Origin of the sequence: Embleya scabrispora (assembly GCF_002024165.1) — a bacterium.
GTDB classification, from domain to species: domain Bacteria; phylum Actinomycetota; class Actinomycetes; order Streptomycetales; family Streptomycetaceae; genus Embleya; species Embleya scabrispora_A.
Map to the genome: position 1 here is coordinate 133,817 of NZ_MWQN01000004.1, position 23,285 is coordinate 157,101.

Genomic DNA, 23,285 nt, shown 5'->3' on the forward strand with positions numbered 1-23,285 from the left:
CGACCATGGAGTCGACGAGGTGCTGGACAGGATCGATGGCGGTCGGTCGACGAGGTAGCGGTTTGCGGGGGCGGGGTTCAGAGCCGTCCAGGGCGCGGCCCGGACGGTTCGCCAGGAGACGTTGTGGCGCTTTTCCAGAGCTCGCATCGGAGGGCTTCCTGTTCGGCGTCGCGCCGGATGCGCCGGTAGAGCTCCTTCTTGTCGATCTTCTTGGGCGACAAGGGGTTGGAGCTCGCGCGCGCTGCCGCCGGGGTGGTCGGGCATCTGCAGGACTTGTTCAAGGAGTTCGAAGGGGCGGCTGGGGCCAACGCGGCAAGGCGTTCGAGGCGGGGCTGTCCGAACCAGTTCGATGAGCCGGTGAGGAGGCCGTGCAGGTAGCTGGCAGATAGCGGTCGAGCTGACCAAGCTCCAGGGTGGCCACCAGCCCCTTCCAGTCGGTGCCGAAGGGGAATGGGCGAGTGGGGACAAGTGTGAACCGGCCCGCGATCTGGGCCCCGCGCGTGCCGGCCAGAAGTTCGCTCTCCTCGACGCCGATGCCCGCGTGGACGAACGTCGCGGGGATGCGCTCGGAGAAGTACTTCAAGGTGTCGGAGACTTCGGCGCCGGACCGGGTGGTCTGCGAGATGTTGTGAATCTCATCGACCAGAACCAAGCCGGTGCGGGTGTCGGTGCAGACACCGACCACCGCCTCGATGATGTCGGTCATGTTCAGCCGGGAGCGGATGGGCAGCCCCAGGAATCGGGCGAACTCCGCAGCGATCATCCGGGCGGTCGCGGCAGGCGGGACGGTGATGTAGAGCACCGGGATGCGGTCCGGGACACGGGGATGCCGGGCTCGGTCGAGGAGTTCGTGGGGCCGTCCGAGCTGGGTGATGGCGATGGTCTTGCCGGTACCGGGCAGGCCGGAGACGATCAGGCCGCGGCGGGCGCTGATCGCGTGCCGGTTGAGCAGGACGAGCCGCCGGCCGCAGGTGACCGTCTTCTCGACGAAGGACGTGGCGACCACGAGCATCCGGGCATGGTGGTCCATGCGGGCCTCGTCGTAGAGGCCCCGCTCTGTCGCAGAAAGCCGCCGCAACTCAGCGGGCAGCAGCCGGGTTGTGGGTTCGGGCGTGCCGTCGACGAATCTCCGCTCGGAGATGGTCACGGGCGCCTCCAGGGGTCGGCGAGCGGGTCGAACGGGCCCCGCGGGATGACCTTGGCGAGGTCGGAGTCCGCCTCGTCGTCGGGCGCCGGCTCGATGGCAGGCGGATCGGAGACCGGCCGGTCCGTGGCGGTGGCCCGGTTGCGGGCGGCGACACGGCGGCCGCGACGGGACCGGTTGGACGGGCGGGCTCTCTCCTCGTCGGGGCCGTTGTGAGCACGGCCGAGCAGGGCTGCTGCCGCATCCGCGATCTGTTCCTCGGTTCCGCCCGGGGCCTGGGCGCGGGCGTGGTCCCAGGCCGACTCGCCGAACGGGACGCCGACGCGGTGCAGGTGCTTCCAGAACACAGTGATCCACCGGGCCGGCTGCGCCGGCGAAGCTGACGTGCAGTCCTTCAACCTCGCCGAGCCGGCCTTCGCGCTCGGCTTCGGCGATGCGGGCGATCAGGTTGTCGCGGATCTCGACCAGTCGGCGGCAGCGCGTCAGCGGCTGCGGGAAACCAGTGGCGTCTCTGTGGACGCGCCTCATAGCTTGTGCGTTCGTGACTGATGATCCGGAGACGCGCCCGAATCGATACGACCTCGGCCGAGTGTTCGACGAGGTGCCGGAGCTCTACGACCGGGTCCGGCCGGGATACCCCGATGAGCTGTTCGCGGATCTTGCCGCTGTCACCGGCTTGGACCACAGGTCGTCGGTGCTGGAGGTGGGCTGTGGTACCGGTCAGGCGACTCGCTCGCTGGCAGCACGCGGGTGCTCAGTGACCGCCGTCGAGGCGGGCGTGGACATGGCCGCATTCGCTCGCAACCGGCTCGCCTCCTTCCACAACGTCGAAGTCGAGACGTCGACGTTCGAGGAGTGGGACAACCGCGGTCGACGCTTCGATGTCCTCGTGGCCGCATCGTCGTGGCACTGGGTGGACCCGTTGATCGGCCGGCGGCGAGCGCACGACGTGCTCCATCCCGGAGGCTGGATGGCGCTGCTCGGCCACGTCGTTGTCCGCCGGCCAGGAGAGCCGGAGGTGTACGCCGAGACCGCCGATCTCCACGAGCGGTTCTACCCTGGGAACCCTGATTGGGGTCATCCGCCACTCGAAGAAGACGTGCGCGGCACCGACGAGGGTTGGGGCCCGGTCGACGATCCCGGAGGATTGTTCGGCCCGACTGTCGTGCGGTGGTATCCGACCGTTCAGTGGTTCGACGGAGAGGGCTTTGCCGATCTCCTACGCTCGCAGTCGCTGTACCGGAGGCTCGACCGTGATGTCCGCGAGCCCCTGCTTGACGCCATCGCCGAGCGCATCCGCACGCGGATGGGCGACCGGGCATCACGCCGTTATCTGAGCGTCCTGCGTGTCGGACAGCGCGCCGGGTGAGGCAGAGGACCGATCCTTGAACTACCGGCCCCGGCCTGATCATCCGCTGGAGAGGGCCTTGTCGGCTCACGCGTACCGAGGGCGACCCGGCCGAAGGCCGGCATGCCGAGGCTGACCGCATGGAATCGGCGCGACTCGGCAGCGAGTTGCGCAAGCTTGTCCTGAGCGCCTGCAAGGCTGACCTGTAGGCCCTCCACCTCGCCGAGCCGGCCTTCACGCTCGGCTTCGGCGGCGTCTCCATCCGCTGCCGGGCGAACCCGATCACCTGGGCGACCGCGGCCTTGAGGCTGTCGTAGCGGATCTCCCCGTGCGGGACACCGCCCAGCACGTTCAGCGCGGGCACGTGGCCCTCGAAGAAGGCTTCCTGTCCGCCGGAGGCGAACACCCGGTGGACCGCCTTGCCCGAATACGACAGCCGCAACGAGAACAGGAAGCAGGTCACCAGCTCGCCGGCCAGCCGGCCGGCCGGACCTTGACGTCCCCGAAATCGACCTCGGCCTCCATCCCGCGCTGGTGTGTCTGCGGCACGAACGACTCCCCGACGCCCGGCCTGCGGCCTGCGGGATCTGCGGCTTCCGGGCCGCGACATGGCGGCGGACCATGGGATACGAGATCCCTACTGCGGCGTGCTCGTCGACCAGCCGATCGAAGACCCGCTTCACGGTGTGTCGCTGCTTGCGCGGCGCGTCCAGGTCCGCCCGCAACATCGCGTCGACCAGCGGCTTGTACGGATCCAGCAACGTCGCTCTCGGCGGCATGGGCTTGCGCGGTTCAGCGCCGCGTACAACTCGACCTTGGACTGACGCGGCACCGGCGCCCCCTCAAATCGAAGAGCACTTCGATGCCGGCACCGCAAGAACACCGGCGCCTTCGAAACTGTTGAACATCAACCCCTGGCGAATCGCCAGAACGCCCGTGCACACCGGGCGCTTCAACGTCACCCGCGTCGTCTCCAGGTCACGCCGCGGCGTCTCGCCTCCGGGGCTTTCGGTCGCCCCCGAGCACGCATCGACCGACCCGGGGTCGCCGGCAGTCGCGCGATCGTGTCGCCCAACTCGCGTGTCCCGCCCGCGTTCCTCCGGGCTCCACCGCGGAGCGGTCCCGCGGCTCGGACGATTCGATGATCGACGCCCGACCCTCCCCGTCCGGCGGCTCGCCCCCGACCGAATCGGCCTTCCACAATTCGGCACCGGGAACCGTCGGGGACGTCGCAACGGGACCGGAGATCCTCGCGTCCATCTCGTCGAGGACTTCCGCCAGGACCACGCGCCGGGCCTGAACGGTCTTCAACTGCGCATCGTTTTCCGCGAGTTCCACCGACAGAGTCGCAAAGCGCTCGCGCAGGACGTCGGCCTCCCGGGTGTAGGTCGCCACGACTGGCGGCAGACCGTGCGACCCGGTCGATTCTGTGTAACGTCCCTCAAGTCAACCTCGCTCGTCAACGCCCCCACCAGCACCAGGGGCGCGGGTGGACTCCGCCGGTTCGAGCCCCTGCGGCGTACCTGTGCGCCGTTATTCTTTCGCGAGCCCCAACTCGCCTGGCACATACAGCGGATCGGGCCGGGAGCCGTTGCGGAAGGACCTCACCCGCACATCCGTCGGCCGCTCGGCGCCCAGCGTACGCAAGGCCGCCACCGCCTTGCGAGCCAGCGACCCGGCACCCGCGTGGACGTTCGGCCGACCCAACGTCCACTCCCACTCTCCGGGGTCCAGCCCGGCGACATGTGTCGGCCACCAGCCGGCCGCGAACATCCGCCGGGCCCGCTCGCTCCCGGGGGCGTCCCGTGTCGGCACGTTCTCGGGATCCAACTCGGGATCCACCGCGCTGGTGGCCATCGTCCCGTCGACCGACGTCATGAACTGCACGACGCTCTCGTCCGGCCCCTGCATCACCACCGCGGCATCGGTCGGCAACGTCCCCAACACCCAGTCCAGTCGGGGCCGCAAGTCGTCCCATTCGGTACACAGTTCGGGCGCGCCGAGCGCACTGGGCCGGTCGTCGAACCGCTCCAGCCCCCATCCCACCTCGAACGGGCCGTCGTTACCCCATCCGCGCACCGTCACCCCTTCCGCGGGCAACGCCAACACGTCACGCAACACGGCGACCACCGACCCACCCCGCACCGCGCGGACCTCCGCGTCGGCATACGAGCGCCAGTCAAGGGTCCATATCGGATCGATCACCGTCGACCCCGACCCGTAGTACCAGCCCAAGTCCGTCAGCGCCTGCTCCTGATCCGCCGTCAGCGCCGATGCCCCATCGGGCAGGAACACATCGGCCACCACAAAATCACCGTTGCGAGTCATCGTGACCGACGCCCCCTCCGGCACACCGATCCGCACCCGATCCCACGTACGCAGATAGTCATCGGCAACCACGTCGGCGACACGCGGCACCGCGCCGCTTCCCGGCTCCAACAGCGCTTCCCAGACCGTGAATTCCATGCCGCACAGTATGGCCACGCCGTACGACAACGGCGGACCCGATGGGCCGTGGTGTCGGGAGTGGATGAGGGGACGGCGTAACCGGCCAGGGAGCGGGGCGGCCCACCCTCCGTGTGCCCGGTCAGCGCCATTCGCCGGTAGGCGCGCGCCGTCGCGCGCGAGTCCTGCGCGCCCCCGGGGACGCGCAGGGCGGCAACCGCCTTCCGCTCGTGGGATCAGCTCGATGCGCCGTGGATTCCGGTCATCAACGCGGCCAGGTCCTCGGGGGCCAGGAAGGAAGGCGGAGGTGGCGGGCCCCAGTTGAACAGGCCCCTGGCTCCCTCCAGGACTTCCGGCGTCCACAGCTGGTCGTCGACCACGCAGTCCATGTCGGAGTAGTACTCGCTGAAGTTGCCCGCCGGGTCTTTGAGATACCAGAAGAAGTTCGAGCCGGCGTAGTGCCGGCCCAGACCCCAGACGTGGCGGTCGGGATGGCCCTCCAGCATCGCGGCGGCACCGCGGCCGACTTCGTCGATGTCGTCGACCTGCCAGGAGGAATGGTGCAGGAAGGCGACCGGCGCGGCCAGGACCAGGATGTTGTGGTGATCGGTGGAACAGCGCAGGAACGCCCCGTGGTCCTTGATGTAGTCCGAGGCCCTGAAGCCGAGCCCCTCGCGGAAGAAGGCCGTGGTGGCGTCGAGATCGGTGGTGCCGATGACGGCGTGTCCCAGCTTGCGCGGGCGTACTCGTTCGGTACGCAGGACGCCGGGCGCACGCGAGTCCGTGCGCTCGGCGCGACCGGGACCGTTGTAGGCGGTGGCCGCGACCGGTTCCTGCGTCGGGCGTGGCGCGATCTCGAGGACGGCGCGCACGGCCGTGGGCCCGTCGTATGCGGTCAGCGCGCCGTCGTCGATGTGGCGGGCGACGCCGAGCCGCTTCAGGCGGGAGGCGGCGGCCGCCAGGTCGTCGGCGGTGTCGACGCCGATCCTGACCTCCACCAGGCGGCGGGTGGGCGCGTGGACGATCCCGAGTTGGCGTCCGCCGTCCCGGGTGGCGAACCAGCCGTCTCCCTCCGGAGTGAGGCCGAACTCGGCGTAGTAGGCGGCGGTTTCGGCGACGTTGGGCACCCCCATGATGATGGAGGTCAGTCGGTGCAGTGCCACGAGAGGACTCCTTCGTCCGTCGACGCCCGGGCTCAGGCCACGAAGGTCTGGCGCAGTTCACCGATGCCCTCGATGGTGCTGACGAGTTCGTCGCCCGGGGCCAACCAGCGTTGCGGGTTTCGGCCGAGGCCGACGCCCGCGGGGGTGCCGGTGAAGATCACGTCGCCCGGCAGGAGCGGCAGCACGGCGGAGAGGCGGGCGATGAGGGTGGGCACGGGGAAGATCAGGTCACGGGTGTGGCCTTTTTGGACCTGTTCCCCGTTGATCGCGCAACGCAGTTCGAGGTCGTCGGGGTTGTCGAACTCGTCCGGCGTCACCAGCCACGGACCCATGGGCGCGAATCCGGGAAAGGACTTGCCGAGGCTGAACTGCGGTGCCGGGCCGGCCAGTTGCGAGACGCGCTCGGAGATGTCCTGGCCGACCGTCAGCCCGGCGACGTGACTCCAGGCGTCCTCTTCGCGGACATGGTGAGCGGCGCGTCCGATCACCGCGACCAGTTCGACCTCCCAGTCGGTGTGGCCGTCCGCCGGCAACTTCACCTCGGTGACGGGTCCGCTGATGCTGGTGGCGAACTTGGTGAAGACCGGCGGGAGTTGCTCCGGCACGGCGAAGCCCGACTCGGCGGCGTGGTCCCGGTAGTTCAGGCCGACGGCGAACGTCTGTCGCGGCGCCGGGGCGGGCGCGCCCAATTCGCGCTGCTCGAACGCCACGCCGGCGGGGAGGTCGCCGGCGGCCCAGGTACGAAACTCCTCCCACCGCTCGTAGAGGGCCTGGGTGTCGGCGGGGAAGCGTCCGTTGCAGGCTCGTTCGACGTCGACTGCCTTGCCGTCGACGATCAGGACCGGCCGGCCGGAGAGGTTGGCGATACGCATGGGGAGTCTCCTGAAGGGAGCGAACCGGAGTGGGGTGTTCGGCGCCGCGTCGGCCCGTCCACTCGCGTCCAACAATTGAGCATAATGATTAGCAAGATTTTGCGGCGGCGGCAGCTACAGCGTCAAGCGTCGAGGCAGAATGCACACGCTCGATACAACCGTCCGACCGAGAGAGCAGAGGGAGTGGACGTGCCAGTCGATCCGGACGGCTTCGTGCCGACCAGGAAGCCGGGAGCCGACTTCGGTGACCACCGCGCCGGGCCCGGCCCGCGCCCGAGCAACGGACCGGCAGGTGCTCGAAGCGCCGGGAGGTCCCCGCGACCGGCGGGCTCGGGGCTCGCCGAACGGGCGGCGCAGCAGGTCACGAGGTTGATCGAGGCCGCTCCTCCCGGTTCGCGGCTCGGCACGAAGGAGGAACTACGCACTCTCTGCGGGGTGTCCGTGGGAACCTTCAACGAGGCTCTGCGACTTCTCCAGGCCCGAGGGCTGGTCGGTGTGAAACCCGGGCCGGGCGGCGGGCTCTTCAGCGCCGAGCAATCTCCCATGGTCCGCCTCGGCAACTCCGTTCTGGCACTCGACGCACAGCAGAACGACGTCGCCGAGGCCGTGCGCATCCGTGACGCGCTGGACCCGCTGCTCATCGAAGACGCGCTCTGGTACGCCTCCCCCGCCGAGATCGCCGCGTTGCGCCCCCACGTCACCGCCATGGAGAACGCCGTGGACGAGGCCGACCCGGTCGCGTTCGTACACGCCAACTGGCGCCTGCACGCGGCCATCGCGGCGATCAGCCCGAACGCCTTGCTCGGTTCGCTCTACATACACCTGCTGGAACTGATCGAGACACACACCCTGTCGGTACTGCCGACCGGCGACCAACCGCTGGGCGAGTACATCGCCGACCGCCACGCACTGCACCGCGACCTGGTGGACGCCCTGGACCGACGTGACCGCGACGAGGCCCTTCGACTCATCCACGAACACAACACCACCCACGACGCCACTCCCAAGCCGTCGAAGCAGGCTTCGATACCACCCTCGACAAGCCACGCTGTGCCCCGCCGGCCCGGATGGATCTTCGGCTCGTAGCACAACTCGAGCAGCAGGCGCATCACTTCTCGCAGGGCGGGATGATCGCCACGCTCCTGGCCGGCTCCGAGCCGCGCGCGGCAGCGCCGGCCACCTGGTCCTCCGGGATCGTCGCCTCGCCGTACGGCGCCTTCGGAGCGCTGGCGCCCGCATTCGCACACGGTGCCGAACACACGCTTGTGGACCTCGGGTTCGGGCAGTTCACGTTCTCCCGCACCTGGTGGGACGAGGTGCGGGCGATGGACCTGGCCGCCGCCCTCGCCTCGTACGCCCGACCGCTCCTCGCCATGGCCGGCACCGACGACGACCTGGTGGCACCCGCCGCGTCCGCTGCGCTCGCCTGTGCAGCCGCGAGCCAGGACGCCACCGTCATGGAGTTCGCCGGCGCCGACCACATCTTCAACGTCCTCGGCCCGGGTACGGACGTTTCGGCAGCCGTGATCGAGACCACGGTCGACTGGTTCGCCGAGCGTCTCCTCCGGACCGGCGCCCAGATCGCGGAGGGTGCCCGATGACGCGGGTCGAGGCCGAGCTCTTCCCGTTTCCGGACTTCGAGTTCCCCGTCCCGGAAGCCCGAACCCACTGTGTCCGCCACCGGGATGCCGTCGTCGCGGTCGGGGGCGCCGGCGTAGTGCCTCCCATGGGCGCGTCCGCGTACCACCCGCGACGATCGGGAACCGCACGACACCCGGCCCTGGCACGAGAAACCACGCCCGCGCGGACATCGGATGCCGGTCGCGGCCGGGGCCGAGCTTCAGGAGAAGGGGTCCGCCCGGCCGTTCTCCCAGACGACCTCCAACTCGACACGCGCGAAGCGCCAGCCATGGTCGGTGTGTTCGCACACGCAGTGATACACCGCTCCCACGTCCCAGTGCACCCGGGTATCGGTGCCGTGGCGGTGGACCGCGAGCAGGTTGGCTCGCAGCCGGACGCGCTCGTCCCCCGTCTCGAAGACGTGGTTGCCGGTCATGTGGTGGGTGCGGTCGAAGCGCCCCAGATCCCGACGCACGAACTCCGCCACATCGGGAGCCCGGACCTCACCCGACGGCAACGACAACACACCATCGGAGGTGAAGCAGCGGGCGTAACCCTCGAAATCCTTCGTGTCCAGGCAATAATCGAACCGCGTCAACAGATCGACAATGGCCTGCCGCTCGCGCGGAGCGAGCGGGTGAAAACGCTCGACCAAGAGACTCCCCTTACCTTGTGGGATCATTCAGACACCCAGCGTAGCGAAGCCCCCGTCTTCCACGCCGACCGAACATGACCGAGGCCTTCGACCGGTGCGGTCGACGATCGGGGTCGGACGGCCGGGCATTGTTTCGGCGTGTCCGTCGGTCGGGCCTCGGCGGGTCTCTCGATGTCGGCCGGCGGGTTCGTGTCTGGTTAGCGTGGACGCTCATCCGCCGCTCCGGTTGCGTCTCGGGATCTTGTCGGTCGCCGAGCGACGTCGGTACGAAGGCGTTTTCGCCCTGGGGAACGTGGGTCCGGGGCGTGAGGGGTGTGATGTTCCGCATGCCGCCCCAGCGGCCAGTTCCACGAACCCGGACTGCCCGTACGGGTTCAGCGCCGGCATCACCCACGCGCCGGTCGCGGTGATCACGAAGTCGAACGCTCGTACGGCGGAGCGTCCTACCGGTGGGACGAGCGGGTTGTCGGCGGTCCGTTCGGGGAGGCGAGGTGGAGGCCGATCCGGGTGACGGCTTCGGCGAAGCGGGCGGGTTCGGCCAGGCTCGTCAAGCGGATGTGGTCGCCCTTCGGGTGGTGCAGGCCGCTGCCGGGGGCGACCAACACCCCTTGCGTGCGCAGGAGTTCGCGGGCGAACGGCCCGTCTCGGCGGCCCGGCGGCAGGCGGGGGAAGAGGTAGAACGCCCCTCGTGGCCGGACGCAGCCGACGTCGGGCAGCCCGCGCAGCGCCCGCCACGCGCTCCGGTGTCGTTCGCGCAGCACACCGCCGGGCCCGGTCAACTCCCTCGCGGTCTGCTCGATGTCGCGCAGGGCGGGCACGATCGCGTGTTGCGCGGGTACGTTGGGGCACAGGCGCAGCGACGCGATCAGGTGGAGTGCGCGCGCGTATTCGGCGGTGTGTCGGCGTGGACCGGTGAGCAGCATCCAGCCGACGCGGAATCCGGGCACCCGATGGGTCTTGGACAGGCCGCCGAAGGTGAGGCAGGCCAGGTCGGGCGCGAGGCCGGCGAGGACGGTGTGCGGGGCGTCGTAGAGGATGTGGGCGTAGATCTCGTCGGACAGCAGCGTCAGGCCGTGTGCGCGGGCGTGTTCGACCATGGCGTGGAGCACGGGGGCGGGCCACACCGCGCCGGTGGGGTTGTGGGGCGAGTTGACGACGAGCGCCACCGTCCGTGGTCCGGTCCGGGCGCTCAGGTCGGCGAGGTCGGGGATCCAGTCGGCGTTCTCGTCACAGCGGTAGTGCACCGGTGTTCCGCCGGCCAGGGTCACGGCCGCGGCCCACAGCGGGTATCCCGGGGCCGGCAGCAGGACTTGGTCGCCGGGGTCGAGCAGGGCGTGCAGGGCGACCTGGACGAGTTCCGAGACGCCGTTGCCGAGGGTGACGTCGTCGGGGTCGATGTCGTCGATTCCGCGGTCCCGGTAGTAGGCGGTGACCGCGTCTCGGGCCTGCGGTATGCCCTGGGAGTGGGCGTATCCGCACGAGGCGTCGAGGTTGCGCCGCACGGCGTCGAGCACGGCCGCCGGCGCGGCGACGCCGTGTTCCGCCGGGTCGCCCAGGTGGAGGCGGATGATGTCGCGCCCCTCCGCCTCGAGTTCGTCGGCGAGAGCGGCCAGCGGGCCGCGGATGTCGTAGGAGATGGTGGAGATACGGGCGGCGGTCTTGAGGGCCATGGTGGGATTCCTGGGGATGTGCGCGGGCCCGGTGGCGTCCACCGCCGCCGGGCCCGCGCGTCGACGCCGCGTCGGCGCCGCGCGGGAGGGCCGGTCAGTGTCGGGCGGCACCGGCGGTGAGCAGGGCGTACCGACCTGCGGTGGAGATCAGTGGGCACACCGCGTCGATCGCCGAGCGCACCGCTCCCTCCTGGCTGTCGGCGGTCGCGAGGTGGCTTCCCGCGAAGTACACGCCGTGGCGGCCCTGATGGACCCCGAGCGCGTGGGTCGCCAACGATCCGGCGACGGTGGGGCGCAGTTGTCGGTATTCGGCGCGGGCGATGACGTCGTGCGGCTCGTCGCGGTGGGTGACCCAACTTTTGAAGATGTCGGCGCCCAGGACCGGACCCAGCCACACCGTGCTCTCGGCCCACGGATCGTCCACGGTGACGCAGGTGGTGGACCAGTGCGCCCGGTCGGGCGGCATGTGGACGGGGTCGCGGTGCAGGACCACGGTCGTGGGGACGTACTCGTACGACGCCAAGTGGGTTGCCGGGGCCTGGAGATCGGGGCAGCCGCGGAGCAGGTCCCGGGCTTGCGGGGCCTGCGTCGCGACGACGACCGCGTCGTAGCCGGTGGTTGCGGTCGCGTCGCGTACGTGCGGCCGGCCGTCCCGGATCTCGATCGAGTGCGCGGGCGTGCCGACGCGGACGGCGGTGTGGAGCGAGGCGGCGATCCGGCCGGCGACCTCCCCCAGTCCGGTGGCGAGCAGATGCCACACGGGTGCGGCGTCGGGGTGTTCGGGGGAGGCTCCGGTGGTCCAGACGGCGAGCGCCCGGGCGGGCATCTCGGCGGCCTGGTCGAGTGTGCAGCCGACGAGGGAGGCGCACCATGCCAGGAAGGTGCCCCGTACCTCGTCGGGCGGCAGTGTGGCGGCCAGTTCGGCGACGGTGGTGGTGACGGGGCCGTTCTCGGCGTCCAGGCGGACCACGTCGGCGAGCAGTGTCGCGAACGTCGCCGCGGCCGGGCCGCCCACCGGGGTACGGCCGGTGGCCCCGTCCGCCGGGGAGTCCGCGGTGACCAACGTCGGTGTCGCGTGTCCCGCCCGTGCGAACGTGGCGGTCATCGGGACGTTCAGGGTGTGGTCGGCCGCCAGCCCCAGGGCCCGGCGCAGGGCGGTGTGACAGGGGTATGCGGTGGGGGAAAGCAGTTGGGCGCCGAGGTCGACGGGCAGGGCGCCGTCGCCGGCGCCCTTGACGGGGATCGTGTGGATGTTGCCGCCGACCCGGTCGGCGGCCTCGTGGACGGTGACTCGATGTTCCTCGTCGAGCAGCCAGGCGGCGGTCAACCCGGCGATGCCCGCGCCGATGACGGCGATGCGCATGTTCTTCTCCCTGTGTTGGATGCGGTCAGCGCGCGTGCGGTCGATCCGGGTGGTCGGGCGGCTGCAGGAAGCCGGACGAGACGAAGTAGCGCAGATACATGTCCAGCAGGTCGGCGTCGACCGGAGGGCAGGTCAATCCGGAGTCGGCCAGGGCCTCGTCGAGATTGGCGCGGCCGAAGTCCGGGAAGGTGCCGGCGAAGTACATCTCCTTCACCGAGATGTCCGCGTCGTGCGCGGACTCCAGGAACATCGGCATGAACGGCGCCATCGGCTGGTCGGGATCGCGTGCGGTCAGGGCCGCCATGTACGAGACCCATTCGTCGTAGGAGACGGTGCGAATGGGGTAGCCCATCGCGCGCAGCCGCTCCACCAACGCTCCCAGCCGCGCGTCATGCGGGTTGGCGATGTTGTAGGCGTGTCCCCACGCGGCCTGTCGGGCCAGGATGTGCACGATGGCCCGGGCGGTGTAGTCGACGGGTACGAAGTCCAGCGGCAGCGGGATGTCGGGGGCCAGGCCCGTCTCGGCGATGCTGCGAAACAGCGCGCACATCATCGTGTCGGTGTTCCAGATGCCTTCGTCGGTGGTCCCGGTGATCTCGTAGGGTCGGTACACGGCCGTCGCGAGGCCCTGTTGCGCGGCCTGTGCCACCAGCCGCTCGGCCACCCACTTGCTCTCGGGGTAGCCCAGCGAGATCCGGTCGCCGAAGCGCAGCGGTTCGTCCTCCTCCACCCGGTCGACGCCGGAGACGCCGAAGCCGGCGATCACCGCGATGGTGGACACGTAGTGCAGGATCTTGGCGGTGCCGCGCGAGGCGAGGTCCAGCACGGTGCGGGTGCCGCCCACGTTGCTCTCGCGCAGTGCGGCGTAGGGGTAGGCGAAGTTCACCTGCGAACCGGCGTGCAGGATCGTGTCGACCGACTCGCTCAGCGCGTCGAACGCGGCCTCGTCGAGGCCGAACCGCGGCTGCTTCAGGTCGCCGAGCACGAGGGTGACGCGTTCGTCCAGGCGTGTGGGGTCGAGCCCGTAGCGACGCATGCGCGCGGCCAGTCGGCGCCGGCCCCGGTCTTCGTTCGGTGCCCGGACCAGGCACACGACCTTCTCGGCGAGTCCGTCGTCGAGAAGGGCGTCGAGCAGGTAGGTGCCCAGGAACCCGGTGGAGCCGGTGAGGAACACCAGTCGGCCGGTGGTGGGCGGTTCCTGCGCGGAGGGAAAACGCCGCTCGGGGTCCAACCGCGCCTCGGCCTCGAAGTCCACCGCGTCCTCGGCGGTGTCCTGGCCCGGGTCCTCGATCAGTGACGCGACACGGGCGGCGAACGCGCCCAGTGTCGGGTTGTCGAGCAGGACGCGGATCAGGAACCGGCTGTGCCCGGGATCGAGGTCGAAACGGGCACGACAGGCCGCCGCGACGCGGGTCGCCTGGAGCGAGTTCCCGCCCAGGGCGAAGAAGTCCGTGTCGCGGCCGATGGTCTCGACCCCGACGACCTCCGACCACACCTCGGCCGTCGTCTTTTCCACGGGTGTGCGCGGATCGGGGCCCTCGGCGGTGTCGGCCTCGGCCCGCTCCTGCGCCTCGCGCAGCAGCCGCCGCCGGTCGAGCTTGCCCGAGTCGGCCAGCGGCAGCGAGGAGCGCACCAGGATGGGCCGCGGCACCATGTACTCGGGCAGCCGGTCGCGCAGGTAGTCGCGCAATTCCCCGGGCAGTTCGCCGGCGTCGGCGTCCTCGGCGGCGGTGACCCAGGCGATCAGCGATTCCCGGTCGCCTTCGTGCGAGGCGACCGCCGCCGCCTCGCGTACGTGGTCGTGCTTGGTCAGGTGCGCCTCGATCTCGTCGAGTTCGATCCGGTAGCCGCGGACCTTGACCTGGCGGTCGCGCCGTCCGAGGAATTCCAGGACACCGTCCTCGCGCCACCGGGCCAGGTCGCCGGTGCGGTACAGCCGCCCGGTGGCGTCCGGGGTGAAGGGATCGTTCACGAAGTGGTCCTCGGTCGCCTTCGGCCTGCCGAGGTATTCCAGGGCCACGCCGTCGCCGCCGACCCACAGTTCGCCGCTCTCGCCCGCGTCGGCGAGTTCGCCGTCGGAGGTGAGCACGTACGCGGTGGAGTTGGCGACCGGCGTGCCGATCGGCACCGTCCGGGCGTCCGGGGCGAGTTCGGTGATCTCGTGCACGGTGGACAGCGACGCGTTCTCGGTGGGCCCGTAGCCGTTGAGCAGCGCCCCGGGAGGGCCCTCGGCCAGGACCTGACGCACCGCTTCCGGCGAGAGCGCATCCCCGCCCGCGATCAGCATGCGCAGACCGGAGAACATCGCCGGGCGCACCATGGCCATCTGGTGGAACAGCCCCGCGCTCAGCCACATGACCGTCACGTGCTCCGCGCGCAACACCTCCGCCAGCGAGTCGGCCGCCAGGAGCGCGTCGACCTCCGCCACGACCAGGCACGCCCCGTTGAGCAGGGCGGCGAACATCTCGAAACAGGAGACGTCGAACGTCGGATTGGTGGTGGCCAACAGCACGTCGCGCGACGACAGGCGCAGGCGCGGGTCGCCCTCGCGCACCAGCCGCACCTGACCCCGGTGCGAGACGACCACGCCCTTGGGCTCGCCGGTGGAGCCGGACGTGTAGATGACGTAGGCGGGGTCGTCGGGGCCGACCCGGACCGAACGCGCGGCGCCCGTGGACTCCGGCAGATCGTGTACGTCCACCACGGCCGGGCCCTCGGCCAGGTCGTCCAGCGACGCGCGGTGGCGCTCGTCACTGATCGCGACCCGCACCTCGGCGTCGGTGAGCGTCTGGGTCAAGCGGCGTTCGGGGTAGTCCGGATCCAGGGGCAGGTAGGCCGCGCCGGCGCTGAGCACGCCCAGGACCGCGGTGACGCACTCGATCGACCGCGGCAGTACCACCGCCACCACGTCGCCCGGCCGTACGCCCTCGGCGACCAGCCGGTCGGCCAACCGCTCCACGTCCGAGCGCAGTTCGCGATAGGTCAGGCGACGGTCGCCGCGCACGATCGCGGGTGCGTCCGGGGTGCGCTGCGCCTGGCGGGCGAACAGTTCGTGCACGGTCGCCTCGCGCGGATAGTCGGTGTGCACATCGTTGATCTCCCGCACCACGGCCACATGGCGCGCGCGCGAGGTGTCGTCCCGGTCGGGGGCTGACATGGGGGATTCCCGTCTTTTGGTGGAGGGTCGCTGAAACGTCTTCACCGTTTTCCATGACTCGATGCATTGCCGGCGAATATTGTCCGGAAATCCTTGGGATCCATCCGTGGAAACGGCTCTGGTGATTCTCCGGCCACTCCCTTCACCTGCGTGTCGTATTTCTTGGTTTCGATCATCGGAATCACGCCGGCGGCACGCTTCGAGAAATATGTGATCGAATATCGAGAGCAGCCGCGGTGGTGTATCCAACTTTCCCGGAGTCGATCCATCCGCCAGCACCCCGACCTGCGGATTTCGACCCATCCGTGGCGTGCGAAACATGGCGGGTCCGCCCCGGGGGCGTCGCGTCGGGGCGAAACCGGAACCCGTCCTGTCGATATCGAATTCCCACACTCGGGCAACCGGGGTTCGATTGGTATCGATGCGGCCGGGTAGCCGCCCCGGCACAGGAGACCGCCATCGGCGGACCGGTCCGAAGATCGGTTCGGGAATCGATCCATGGACCGGCCATCGGCGGCTCTTTTCGATTTCAAAACTCCCGAGAAGGCGACCTCGCCGGGCACCGGCCTCAGAAAGGACCATGATGAGTGTCGAGCAGCTGATCGAAACCATGCGACCCGATGTCGAACGGTGCATCGAGGGCAACGAGACCGTCGCACGCGTACGCGCCGGAGACGTGGACCGGGAACTGCTCCAGCGCCTGGTGATCGCGGAGTTCAACTGCCAGGAGGCCGAACTGGTCACCTACGGGCTCCTGGTCGCGCGCCACCACGACGACGCGCCGTTGAACCTCTTCGCCCTCGTCGTGCAAACTCTGGCGCAGGCACGCCTGTTGCTGGCCGAGGCGGCTCGGTCGGTCGACCTGCGGCCCGAGGAATTCTCCGTCTCCACCAGCGGACGCCTGGCCCGCGCCGTCGGCAGTCTGATCGCGCCGGGCATGCTCGGCAAGCCCGGCGGGGTGGCGCTGTACGTGCACAGCGACCTGGCCGTCTGGTGTCCGCTCTACGGCCGAATCGCCGCCGCGGGGCGCAAGTTGGGCAACATACCGGTACCGCTCATCGAGTACATGGAGTGGTGGGGAAGCGAACCTGCCCCGGAGTTCGTCGACAAGTCCGCCGAGACGATCGCCTACGGGCTGGAGCACGGCGAGGACCCCGAGGACATCCTCGAGGCCGCCCGCCAACTCGACTCGATCGTCGCCGACTACTGGGGGTTCGTGCACGACAAGTGACCCGGACGACACCGCCCGGGACACGATCGCGGCACTGGGAGCGATCGCAGGGCGTTCGGTGGCCTCTCGTCATGTCGGATCCCGGGCCCGTCCCCCGGGGGTACCGCTGCCCCGGGATCGGGCGTCGGGGGGCGGGTCCGGTCAGGTCGTCGTGCGGGCGGGCGCGGTGAGTCGTTCGGGGTCGAGGCCCGTCGCGGTCACCGTCCCGTGCGCGTCGATCACGCCGAACGCCGGATACCCCGTGATCGCGAAGGCGGTACCCAGCGGGCGTTCGGGCGACGCCTCGACCACGACGCGAGCGATGTCGCGAAGGGCCGCCACCTGTGCGCGGGTCGTCGCGACGTCACCGTGCAGCACGGCGAGCACGCTGCGACCGCTCTCGCGTCGGGCCGTCTCGACGAACCGCGGCAAACGCTCGGTACACGCGCGACAGTTCGGCGAGAAGAACCCGAACAACGTTTCGCCCAGGCCTTCTCGCGTGATCGTCTCACCGGTCGTGGTCACCGCGGAGAAGTGCGGCACGGTCGAACCGACGGACAGCAGGAGATCCGCGGCCCCGGGGCGCGAATGATCGCGCTGTGCGCGGAGTTTGCGGACGATCCCGAAGGTCAGCAGCAGATTCAGCAGGCACAACACCGTGAGGACCACGACGGCGGCGATCAGGAACGGCATGGCGTTACCTCCCGATGGGGCCAGGGGCGGAACCGAGATCGAACAGTTCGGCCAGTTCGTCGGTGGAGATCAGTACGAGTGCTCCGATCACCGCGCACGACACCGCCGTCAGGGCGCCGGCGAGGTGCGTCGGGTTCGACGCTCCGGCCGCGCCGAGGGCCAGTCCGGTTCCGGCGACCGTGATCAGCACGGCGTTGCGCACCACGTGCCGGCGGCCGATCGGCGTCGCGGACGCGCCGAAGCACGCGCACGACGCGTTCGTTCCCCGGCGCAGCGCGCCGAGGATGGCGATCGTGAAGGCCGTCAACAGCGGCAGGGCGAGGGCGAATCCCACGAATCCGTTCGGTGGTGCCGCGAGCGACAGTGCCGCGGCGATCTCGCCCACGACCACGGCGATCGCGATCGAGCGCGCCCGCCGGGCCGGCGCTCCCAGTTCCCTCGTGGCCTCGACGAAAGCGCGAAATGCCTCGCCACCACGTAGTTTTCCGCCTGCGGAGGCCACCAGGACGAGGCCCAGGAGCACGCGGCACGCGAGTAACGCGTATCCCATCGATCGCCCTCGCTTCCCTCCACCGGACCGACCGATCGAGGCAATGTAACGCGTTGCCGGCGTTCGCGACAGAGCCGGCGAACGCCGTGTCCGCGCGCCGCCCGAGGCGGCCTGCGATACGGCAACTTCGTTGTGTGTCAGGCGTGTTCACGGCATGAACCGTTCCGCTCCGGGGTACCGGGCGGGCGGCGCCGGTACGCGGCCCGCGCCGAGTGGGCATCGGCGAGCACACGTTGGACGACACTATTGCGGTCCGTCGACCGCACGCCCTAACGTCTCGTTCCGGTGAAGGCGCTCGACGGCTTTCCCGGTTCCACCCGTGCCGGAAGGTCCGCGATGAACGCGTGATCGAAACCCTGGGTGCTGAAATCGGCGTGATCGCTTTTCGGAACGACCGTTCGGGCACGTCCCCGATGACGATCGGCGCAGCAACGCCGATCCACTGGACGACGGACTTCGGAGGTTCACGATGAAGGGCACCATCGCAAGACTCGGTGACCGGCTCCTGGAACTCGCCCTCGGCCGGGGGCAGGCAGGCGCCTGCTACGACGACATGGGCCAAACGTGTGCGTGTGTCGACGGCTACGAGTATCGCTACGACTGCTGGGACCGCTGCCTCCCGACCCGCTTCCCCTGCTGAAGGCGGCACGATGAGGGCGATCGTGGCAAGGTTCGATCGGCTCCCGGGACTGGTCTCGGGACGGGAGCCGGCCGGCGTGTGCGTCATGGGCATGGTCCGGGCATGCGCGTGTCGGGGCGGCGTCGAGGACCGCCACGACCGCCCGGGCACCTGCGTACGAACCGGCTTCCCCCGCTGATGTCGACCTCGGCCGGGACCGGCGAGGGTGACACGTCACCGGCGGCCCGACTGCGGCCCCGAGCGGCGAAAGTCGCGTTGACCCTCCAGTTTCGGGCGGCGCCGGTCGGGGCCACGCTCATGTTCGCCGCGACGGTGGCGGTCGGCGTGCTGCCGGCCGCTGCCGCGTGGCTCACCAAGCTCTTGTTCGACGAACTCGCGCGCGGCGATCACATCGACAAGGGCCGTGTCGTCGCGCTCGCCGTCGCGGTGGCGGGGATCGGCGCGGTCGCGACGGTACTCGTCCAACTCACCGGCTATCTCAATGAGTTGGTGCGACGCAGACTGGTGGCGACGGTCGAGCGCGACCTGTTCGCCAAGGTCGACGAGTTCCGGGGCCTGCGCCGGTTCGAGGACCCCGCGTTCCATGATCGCCTGCGGCTCGCGCAGCAGGCATCGCAGGACGCGCCGCACAACATCACCATGTTCACGCAGGAGGTGTTGCGCTCGGTCGCGTCCCTGGGCGCGTTCGTCGGCGTGCTCTTCGCGGTGTGGCCGCCGATGGTGGGGCTGCTCCTGCTCTGCGGCGGCGCCGCGCTCCTGGCACGTCTGTCCATGGCACGGCGCCAGGTCGCGGTCTGGGAGATGACGTCCGGGCGCCAACGCCGGCGGTTGTTCTACCGATCCCTGCTGATCGACCCGCGCGCGGCCAAGGAGATCCGGCTGTTCGGACTCGGCGGTTTCCTGCACGCGCGGCTGGTGCGCGCACTCGCCGACGCCACCGACGCCGAACTCGCGGTCGCGCGTCGCACCGCGCTCGTGCAATCGGGATTCGCCGCCCTGAACGCGCTCGTCGCGGGTCTGGGCATGGTCGTCGTCGTGATCGGCGCCGCCGACGGCCGATTCGGCGTCGGGGACGTGACGCTCTTCGTCGCCGCGTCGGCGGGCGTGCAGGGCGCGTTCACCGGCGTGGTCATGCAGGCGGGCCTGGCCGCGTCGGGAGTGCGCCTCCTCGGCCACTACCTCGCGCTCATGGACACGCCCGACGACCTGCCCGGAGGCGCCGATCCGGTACCGGCCCTGCGCGATCGCATCGAGTTCCGCGATGTGTGGTTCCGCTACGACGCCGACGGGCCGTGGGTGCTGCGCGGCGTCGATCTCGTCGTGCCGGCCGGCCACACGATCGGTCTGGTGGGGCGCAACGGCGCCGGCAAGAGCACGCTGATCAAACTGCTGTGTCGGTTCTACGACCCCGAACGCGGCACGATCCGCTGGGACGGTGTCGACATCCGCACGATGAGCGTGGTCGAACTGCGCCGCCGTGTCGGCGCGACCTTCCAGGACTACATGGCGTACGACCTGACCGCCGCCGAGAACATCGGCGTCGGCGACGTCGCGCACCGCGAGGACCGGGCACGGGTGCGCGAGAGCGCGAACCTCGCCGGCATCGACGCCGACCTCGCGCGCCTTCCCGACGGATACGACACCCAGCTCAGCCGCGTCCATCGCGACGAGGACGACGCCAGGGGCGGCGTCACGCTTTCGGGCGGACAGTGGCAGCGGGTCGCGCTGGCCCGCTCGCTGATGCGCCGAGACACCGACCTGCTCATCCTCGACGAACCGAGCGCGGGCCTGGACCCGGAGGCCGAACATCGGGTACACCGCACGCTGCGCCGGCATCGTCGGGGGCGAACGAGCCTGCTCGTGTCGCACCGCCTCGGCGCACTGCGCGACGCCGACACGATCGCGGTGCTCGACAACGGCCGCATCGTCGAATCGGGACGCCACGACGAGCTGATGGCATTGCCCGACGGGCACTACGCCCGGCTGTTCGCGCTCCAGGCCGCCGGATACGCGGGCCACGCGGGGCCGACGATCGTCGAGGAGACGCGGTGACCGGAAGCCGGCGCGAGACGACGAGCGCGCGGGCGGCGCCCGGCGGCATGGTGGGGTCGGCCGTTGTCGCGACGGTGATCCTGGTGCTGGCCGGAGCACGCGCGTTGCGCTCGCGCCTCGCACTCGTCCGGGTGACCGGCACGAGCATGGCGCCGACGTTCGCCGACGGCGACCGCGTGCTGGTCGACTGCGCCGCGCCGGTACGTCGGGGGGACGTCGTCGTGTTCCGCAACCCGACCGCCGCCCTGGGCGCGGATCGGGATCCGCGCTGGCTGGTCAAACGGGTCGCGGCGGTGCCCGGCGATCCCGTACCGGTCGAGATGCGCGACGTCGTACGCGCCCCGAACGACGGTGTCGTGCCCGCGGGTTCGCTGGTGGTGCGCGGGGACGCGCCGCGTTCCCACGACTCACGCCACTTCGGATACGTGCCGGCGTCCACCGTCCTGGGCGTGGTCGGGGCCGGCCCCCGAATCCCCTGGCCCGTGGCCCGCGGGCGGTGGCGTCGTCCCGATCGATCCGCGAACACCCGCCCGCACACGGCACCTCTCCCCCGCGCCGGACAATCCCCCGGCCGGTGACATCGTGGCCCCGGTCGACGCCACCGGACCTCTCGTCCACGAGTTCTCACGGGACTACGGCATCGGAAAGCCGCACTTCCTCGCCCGCTCAGCCCCGGTGAGCTCCGCACCCGGCTCGCCGATCAGCGGATCGACGGCTTCGGGCCTTCCCCGGAGCGGGTCAGGGACCAGGCATGGGCGAACAGATCGGGCAGGGTGCGTTCTACCGTGGGCCGGGAGGTGATCACGTGGCCCCCCGGAGTGAGGTTGACCCCGAGAAGGTGTGCCTTCCATTCCTCCATCAGCGGAATCGCCCCCGTCGCGGCCCCCACCCATGCGCCGGGCAGGAAGAGGGTGCGTCCGGCACGGGTGCGCTTGTCCTGGACGACGAGGTCGGTGTCGGCCAGCGCGGCCCGTGCCTTGCGATGGCGAGCCGGGCCCCACTGGTTCCAGCGCCGGGTATGGGCGTCGGTGGGCGCCTCCAGCACGAGGAGTTGCAGGTACAGCGTGGCCGCGTCGGCGTCCAGGCCCAGTTCCTCGGCGACCTGTGCAACCAGGTCCGGCGCGGACGCGCCGGGATTCGCCTCGTACCGGCCAGGGGGCAGGGCGTCGGAGGCGACCCGCTCCGCGATGGCGTCGAAGTAGGTGCCGCGTATGCGGTCGACCGCCACGACGCCGGTGACCCTGTTCGAACCGAGCCGGCGCAAAACCTGCGAACGGGCATCGTCGCCGAGGTGGGCCGGTCGGAAGTAGGCCGTCGGCCTCGGAGTCCAATTGGTGTACTTCTCCGCCGGGTTGAGGAAAGCCACGGTGAGCCCGTCGTCGACGGACGGACGCTGGAAGGGCTCGGGGCCCTCGTAAGGCGTCGTCCCGAACAACTGCTCCAACCCGTCCATCATGACCACGGATTCGTCGAAGTCCGCGCTCTCGTACAAAAGCACGCCGGGGTGTTCGAGCCGCTCCCGAAGAGCCGCGATCACCGCGGGGATGCCGGATCGGACCGGGTCGCCGGCCGGCAGCTCGGCGTACAACACCGGGACGAGGTTCGCGATGTCCTCGATCAGGCAGTGCATGTCCAAGGATTTCGACTGGTCCGCGGGGCGTACGCCGTTGTGGCTGTCGCGCAGGGGAAGATCCAGGTCGGTGGTCAGCATCGGTTCGTCGCCGGGGCTCGCGAACGCCGCGCACAGGGTGGCCGCCGCCGTCCTGCCACCCAGACCCCCCACGTGTACCAGGGTCTCGTGCGGAATGGCGACGTGCTTGCCGTATGCGGCCTGCCACGCGGCGGCGATGCGGCCCGCGAGGTCGCGGGGGCCGGTGGGCTCCCACAGTGACTCGGGGTCGTCCGGCAGGACGTCGGCGAACACCTCCAGCTGTGCCTGCGCGGGCAGCGACCCCAACTCCCCGAATCCGATCTCGCATTCGGCGACCTTGAGCGACATGACCCGGCGTTCGTGGTTCGCGGACCGCGCGGCCACTTGGTCGAAGTCGCCCGGACTACCGGCCAAGAGCATTGCGGCGCCGGGGCGGGAGAGCCCGGTGGCCCGGCTCAGTTCGTCCACCGCGGCGGGGTCCCACGGCATCGGACCCCGGGTGCGCACGAGATGCACCAACCGGTGCAACTGCTGTGCGGTGCCCCAGCCGCGTGAAGGCTCGGCCGCGTCCTCCAGAACGCCCAGGCCGGGCGGCTGGGCGTCACCGGTCCGCAGTTCGAGCGCGAGACGGCGGCCGTAGGGCGGTCCGACCACCACCGTCGCCCCACGCTCGTCGCGCGCGCCGACACCCTCGCGGACCCGACCGATGCGCAGGCGCGCTCCGGGGTCGGCGAAGACCGTATCCGCCCACGACTCCAGCAGCGTGAGGAGCCGTTCGCGGCGTTCGGGCCGGACGGCGGGTGTGGCCGCACGGAGCGCGAGCACGCCGATCCGCCCGATGCAGCGGACCCACAGCCCCTCCAGGACCACCGGAGGACCACCCGTGCCCGTGCCCACCGGCGGATCCCACGTGCGGGTGAGGTAGCCGGCGGTGGACTCGATGCCGGCGAGGACGGGCATGAGCCCGTCCTCGCCGCAGCGAATCAAGCGTCGCAGCGTGCTGTCGGTGCGGTAGTCGTCCACCCTGTTCGCGGAATGCGTCATGCGACATC

General features: G+C 70.4%; 21 protein-coding genes. 9 read left to right on the forward strand and 12 right to left on the reverse strand.

Features of this window, described 5'->3' with window-relative positions; all coding sequences use genetic code 11:
* Window positions 1-277: 277 nt before the first annotated feature.
* Window positions 278-1,147 (reverse strand): ATP-binding protein, encoded by an 870-nt coding sequence (locus B4N89_RS41145; RefSeq protein ID WP_414646470.1) that lies wholly within the window; start codon window positions 1,145-1,147, stop codon window positions 278-280.
* On the reverse strand, window positions 1,144-1,491 hold the full coding sequence (locus B4N89_RS41150) for a hypothetical protein (RefSeq protein ID WP_235619276.1): 348 nt from the start codon (window positions 1,489-1,491) through the stop codon (window positions 1,144-1,146). Before B4N89_RS41150 ends, B4N89_RS41145 begins: the two co-directional genes overlap by 4 nt.
* A 37-nt stretch (window positions 1,492-1,528) precedes the next feature.
* On the opposite strand from B4N89_RS41150, the gene B4N89_RS52215 reads away from it, so the two are divergent.
* Complete coding sequence (locus B4N89_RS52215; RefSeq protein ID WP_235619277.1) at window positions 1,529-1,693, forward strand: hypothetical protein; 165 nt, start codon at window positions 1,529-1,531, stop codon at window positions 1,691-1,693.
* Window positions 1,686-2,513 (forward strand): class I SAM-dependent methyltransferase, encoded by an 828-nt coding sequence (locus B4N89_RS41155; RefSeq protein ID WP_235619278.1) that lies wholly within the window; start codon window positions 1,686-1,688, stop codon window positions 2,511-2,513. The genes B4N89_RS52215 and B4N89_RS41155 overlap by 8 nt, the downstream gene beginning before the upstream one ends.
* A 1,512-nt stretch (window positions 2,514-4,025) precedes the next feature.
* Here B4N89_RS41155 and B4N89_RS41170 read toward each other — a convergent pair.
* The 3 genes from B4N89_RS41170 to B4N89_RS41180 all read right to left on the reverse strand — a co-directional run bounded on the left by B4N89_RS41170 (window position 4,026) and on the right by B4N89_RS41180 (window position 6,972).
* On the reverse strand, window positions 4,026-4,958 hold the full coding sequence (locus B4N89_RS41170) for a TY-Chap domain-containing protein (protein WP_078981753.1): 933 nt from the start codon (window positions 4,956-4,958) through the stop codon (window positions 4,026-4,028).
* Between the two features lie 215 nt (window positions 4,959-5,173).
* A complete protein-coding gene (locus B4N89_RS41175; RefSeq protein ID WP_078981754.1) occupies window positions 5,174-6,100 on the reverse strand; it encodes a VOC family protein in 927 nt (308 codons plus the stop codon).
* Between the two features lie 32 nt (window positions 6,101-6,132).
* On the reverse strand, window positions 6,133-6,972 hold the full coding sequence (locus tag B4N89_RS41180; RefSeq protein WP_078981755.1) for a fumarylacetoacetate hydrolase family protein: 840 nt from the start codon (window positions 6,970-6,972) through the stop codon (window positions 6,133-6,135).
* Window positions 6,973-7,056: 84 nt separating this feature from the next.
* Between B4N89_RS41180 and B4N89_RS41185 the strand changes: the two genes are divergently transcribed.
* On the forward strand, window positions 7,057-8,058 hold the full coding sequence (locus B4N89_RS41185; RefSeq protein WP_235619279.1) for a FadR/GntR family transcriptional regulator: 1,002 nt from the start codon (window positions 7,057-7,059) through the stop codon (window positions 8,056-8,058).
* Window positions 8,040-8,573: an alpha/beta hydrolase family protein gene (locus B4N89_RS41190; RefSeq protein ID WP_078981756.1), complete on the forward strand. Its 534-nt coding sequence runs from the start codon at window positions 8,040-8,042 to the stop codon at window positions 8,571-8,573. Before B4N89_RS41185 ends, B4N89_RS41190 begins: the two co-directional genes overlap by 19 nt.
* A 239-nt stretch (window positions 8,574-8,812) precedes the next feature.
* Here B4N89_RS41190 and B4N89_RS41195 read toward each other — a convergent pair whose 3' ends face one another.
* From B4N89_RS41195 to B4N89_RS41210, 4 genes are all read right to left on the reverse strand, one after another.
* On the reverse strand, window positions 8,813-9,247 hold the full coding sequence (locus B4N89_RS41195) for a nuclear transport factor 2 family protein (RefSeq protein ID WP_161500993.1): 435 nt from the start codon (window positions 9,245-9,247) through the stop codon (window positions 8,813-8,815).
* Window positions 9,248-9,690: 443 nt separating this feature from the next.
* Window positions 9,691-10,917 carry an aminotransferase class I/II-fold pyridoxal phosphate-dependent enzyme gene (locus tag B4N89_RS41200; RefSeq protein ID WP_078982353.1) on the reverse strand — a complete coding sequence of 409 codons (1,227 nt, stop codon included), beginning with the start codon at window positions 10,915-10,917 and terminating at the stop codon, window positions 9,691-9,693.
* A gap of 94 nt (window positions 10,918-11,011) precedes the next feature.
* Entirely contained in the window at window positions 11,012-12,280 is a 1,269-nt protein-coding gene (locus tag B4N89_RS41205) for an FAD-dependent oxidoreductase (protein WP_078981758.1), read from the reverse strand.
* Between the two features lie 25 nt (window positions 12,281-12,305).
* Window positions 12,306-15,437: an amino acid adenylation domain-containing protein gene (locus B4N89_RS41210; RefSeq protein WP_161500994.1), complete on the reverse strand. Its 3,132-nt coding sequence runs from the start codon at window positions 15,435-15,437 to the stop codon at window positions 12,306-12,308.
* 583 nt (window positions 15,438-16,020) lie between these two features.
* Here B4N89_RS41210 and B4N89_RS41215 point away from each other — a divergent pair.
* Entirely contained in the window at window positions 16,021-16,668 is a 648-nt protein-coding gene (locus B4N89_RS41215) for a hypothetical protein (RefSeq protein WP_161500995.1), read from the forward strand.
* A gap of 141 nt (window positions 16,669-16,809) precedes the next feature.
* Here B4N89_RS41215 and B4N89_RS41220 read toward each other — a convergent pair whose 3' ends face one another.
* Window positions 16,810-17,340, reverse strand: a complete 531-nt coding sequence (locus B4N89_RS41220; RefSeq protein WP_078981761.1) for a TlpA family protein disulfide reductase — start codon at window positions 17,338-17,340, stop codon at window positions 16,810-16,812.
* A 4-nt stretch (window positions 17,341-17,344) separates the two neighbouring features.
* Window positions 17,345-17,890: a MauE/DoxX family redox-associated membrane protein gene (locus B4N89_RS41225; protein WP_078981762.1), complete on the reverse strand. Its 546-nt coding sequence runs from the start codon at window positions 17,888-17,890 to the stop codon at window positions 17,345-17,347.
* Between the two features lie 344 nt (window positions 17,891-18,234).
* On the opposite strand from B4N89_RS41225, the gene B4N89_RS52855 reads away from it, so the two are divergent.
* From B4N89_RS52855 to lepB, 4 genes are all read left to right on the forward strand, one after another.
* On the forward strand, window positions 18,235-18,363 hold the full coding sequence (locus B4N89_RS52855; RefSeq protein ID WP_268812596.1) for a hypothetical protein: 129 nt from the start codon (window positions 18,235-18,237) through the stop codon (window positions 18,361-18,363).
* Complete coding sequence (locus tag B4N89_RS50985; RefSeq protein WP_201261152.1) at window positions 18,360-18,530, forward strand: hypothetical protein; 171 nt, start codon at window positions 18,360-18,362, stop codon at window positions 18,528-18,530. The genes B4N89_RS52855 and B4N89_RS50985 overlap by 4 nt, the downstream gene beginning before the upstream one ends.
* A gap of 102 nt (window positions 18,531-18,632) precedes the next feature.
* On the forward strand, window positions 18,633-20,582 hold the full coding sequence (locus tag B4N89_RS41230) for an ABC transporter ATP-binding protein (RefSeq protein ID WP_235619280.1): 1,950 nt from the start codon (window positions 18,633-18,635) through the stop codon (window positions 20,580-20,582).
* Window positions 20,579-21,160, forward strand: coding sequence for a signal peptidase I (gene lepB / locus B4N89_RS41235; RefSeq protein WP_201261153.1), 582 nt, complete (start codon window positions 20,579-20,581; stop codon window positions 21,158-21,160). Before B4N89_RS41230 ends, lepB begins: the two co-directional genes overlap by 4 nt.
* Window positions 21,161-21,282: 122 nt before the next feature.
* Here lepB and B4N89_RS41240 read toward each other — a convergent pair whose 3' ends face one another.
* Window positions 21,283-23,277, reverse strand: a complete 1,995-nt coding sequence (locus B4N89_RS41240; protein ID WP_143658271.1) for a hypothetical protein — start codon at window positions 23,275-23,277, stop codon at window positions 21,283-21,285.
* Between the last annotated feature and the right edge of the window lie 8 nt (window positions 23,278-23,285).

Coding starts and splice junctions, on each gene's coding strand:
- B4N89_RS41170 (WP_078981753.1), bottom strand. CDS start 4,958: ATGGAATTCACGGTCTGGGAAGCGCTGTTGGAGCCGGGAAGCGGCGCG.
- B4N89_RS41180 (WP_078981755.1), bottom strand. CDS start 6,972: ATGCGTATCGCCAACCTCTCCGGCCGGCCGGTCCTGATCGTCGACGGC.
- B4N89_RS41185 (WP_235619279.1), top strand. CDS start 7,057: ATGATTAGCAAGATTTTGCGGCGGCGGCAGCTACAGCGTCAAGCGTCG.
- B4N89_RS41190 (WP_078981756.1), top strand. CDS start 8,040: ATGGATCTTCGGCTCGTAGCACAACTCGAGCAGCAGGCGCATCACTTC.
- B4N89_RS41200 (WP_078982353.1), bottom strand. CDS start 10,917: ATGGCCCTCAAGACCGCCGCCCGTATCTCCACCATCTCCTACGACATC.
- B4N89_RS41205 (WP_078981758.1), bottom strand. CDS start 12,280: ATGCGCATCGCCGTCATCGGCGCGGGCATCGCCGGGTTGACCGCCGCC.
- B4N89_RS41210 (WP_161500994.1), bottom strand. CDS start 15,437: ATGTCAGCCCCCGACCGGGACGACACCTCGCGCGCGCGCCATGTGGCC.
- B4N89_RS41215 (WP_161500995.1), top strand. CDS start 16,021: ATGAGTGTCGAGCAGCTGATCGAAACCATGCGACCCGATGTCGAACGG.
- B4N89_RS41220 (WP_078981761.1), bottom strand. CDS start 17,340: ATGCCGTTCCTGATCGCCGCCGTCGTGGTCCTCACGGTGTTGTGCCTG.
- B4N89_RS41225 (WP_078981762.1), bottom strand. CDS start 17,890: ATGGGATACGCGTTACTCGCGTGCCGCGTGCTCCTGGGCCTCGTCCTG.
- B4N89_RS50985 (WP_201261152.1), top strand. CDS start 18,360: ATGAAGGGCACCATCGCAAGACTCGGTGACCGGCTCCTGGAACTCGCC.
- B4N89_RS41230 (WP_235619280.1), top strand. CDS start 18,633: ATGCGCGTGTCGGGGCGGCGTCGAGGACCGCCACGACCGCCCGGGCAC.
- B4N89_RS41240 (WP_143658271.1), bottom strand. CDS start 23,277: ATGACGCATTCCGCGAACAGGGTGGACGACTACCGCACCGACAGCACG.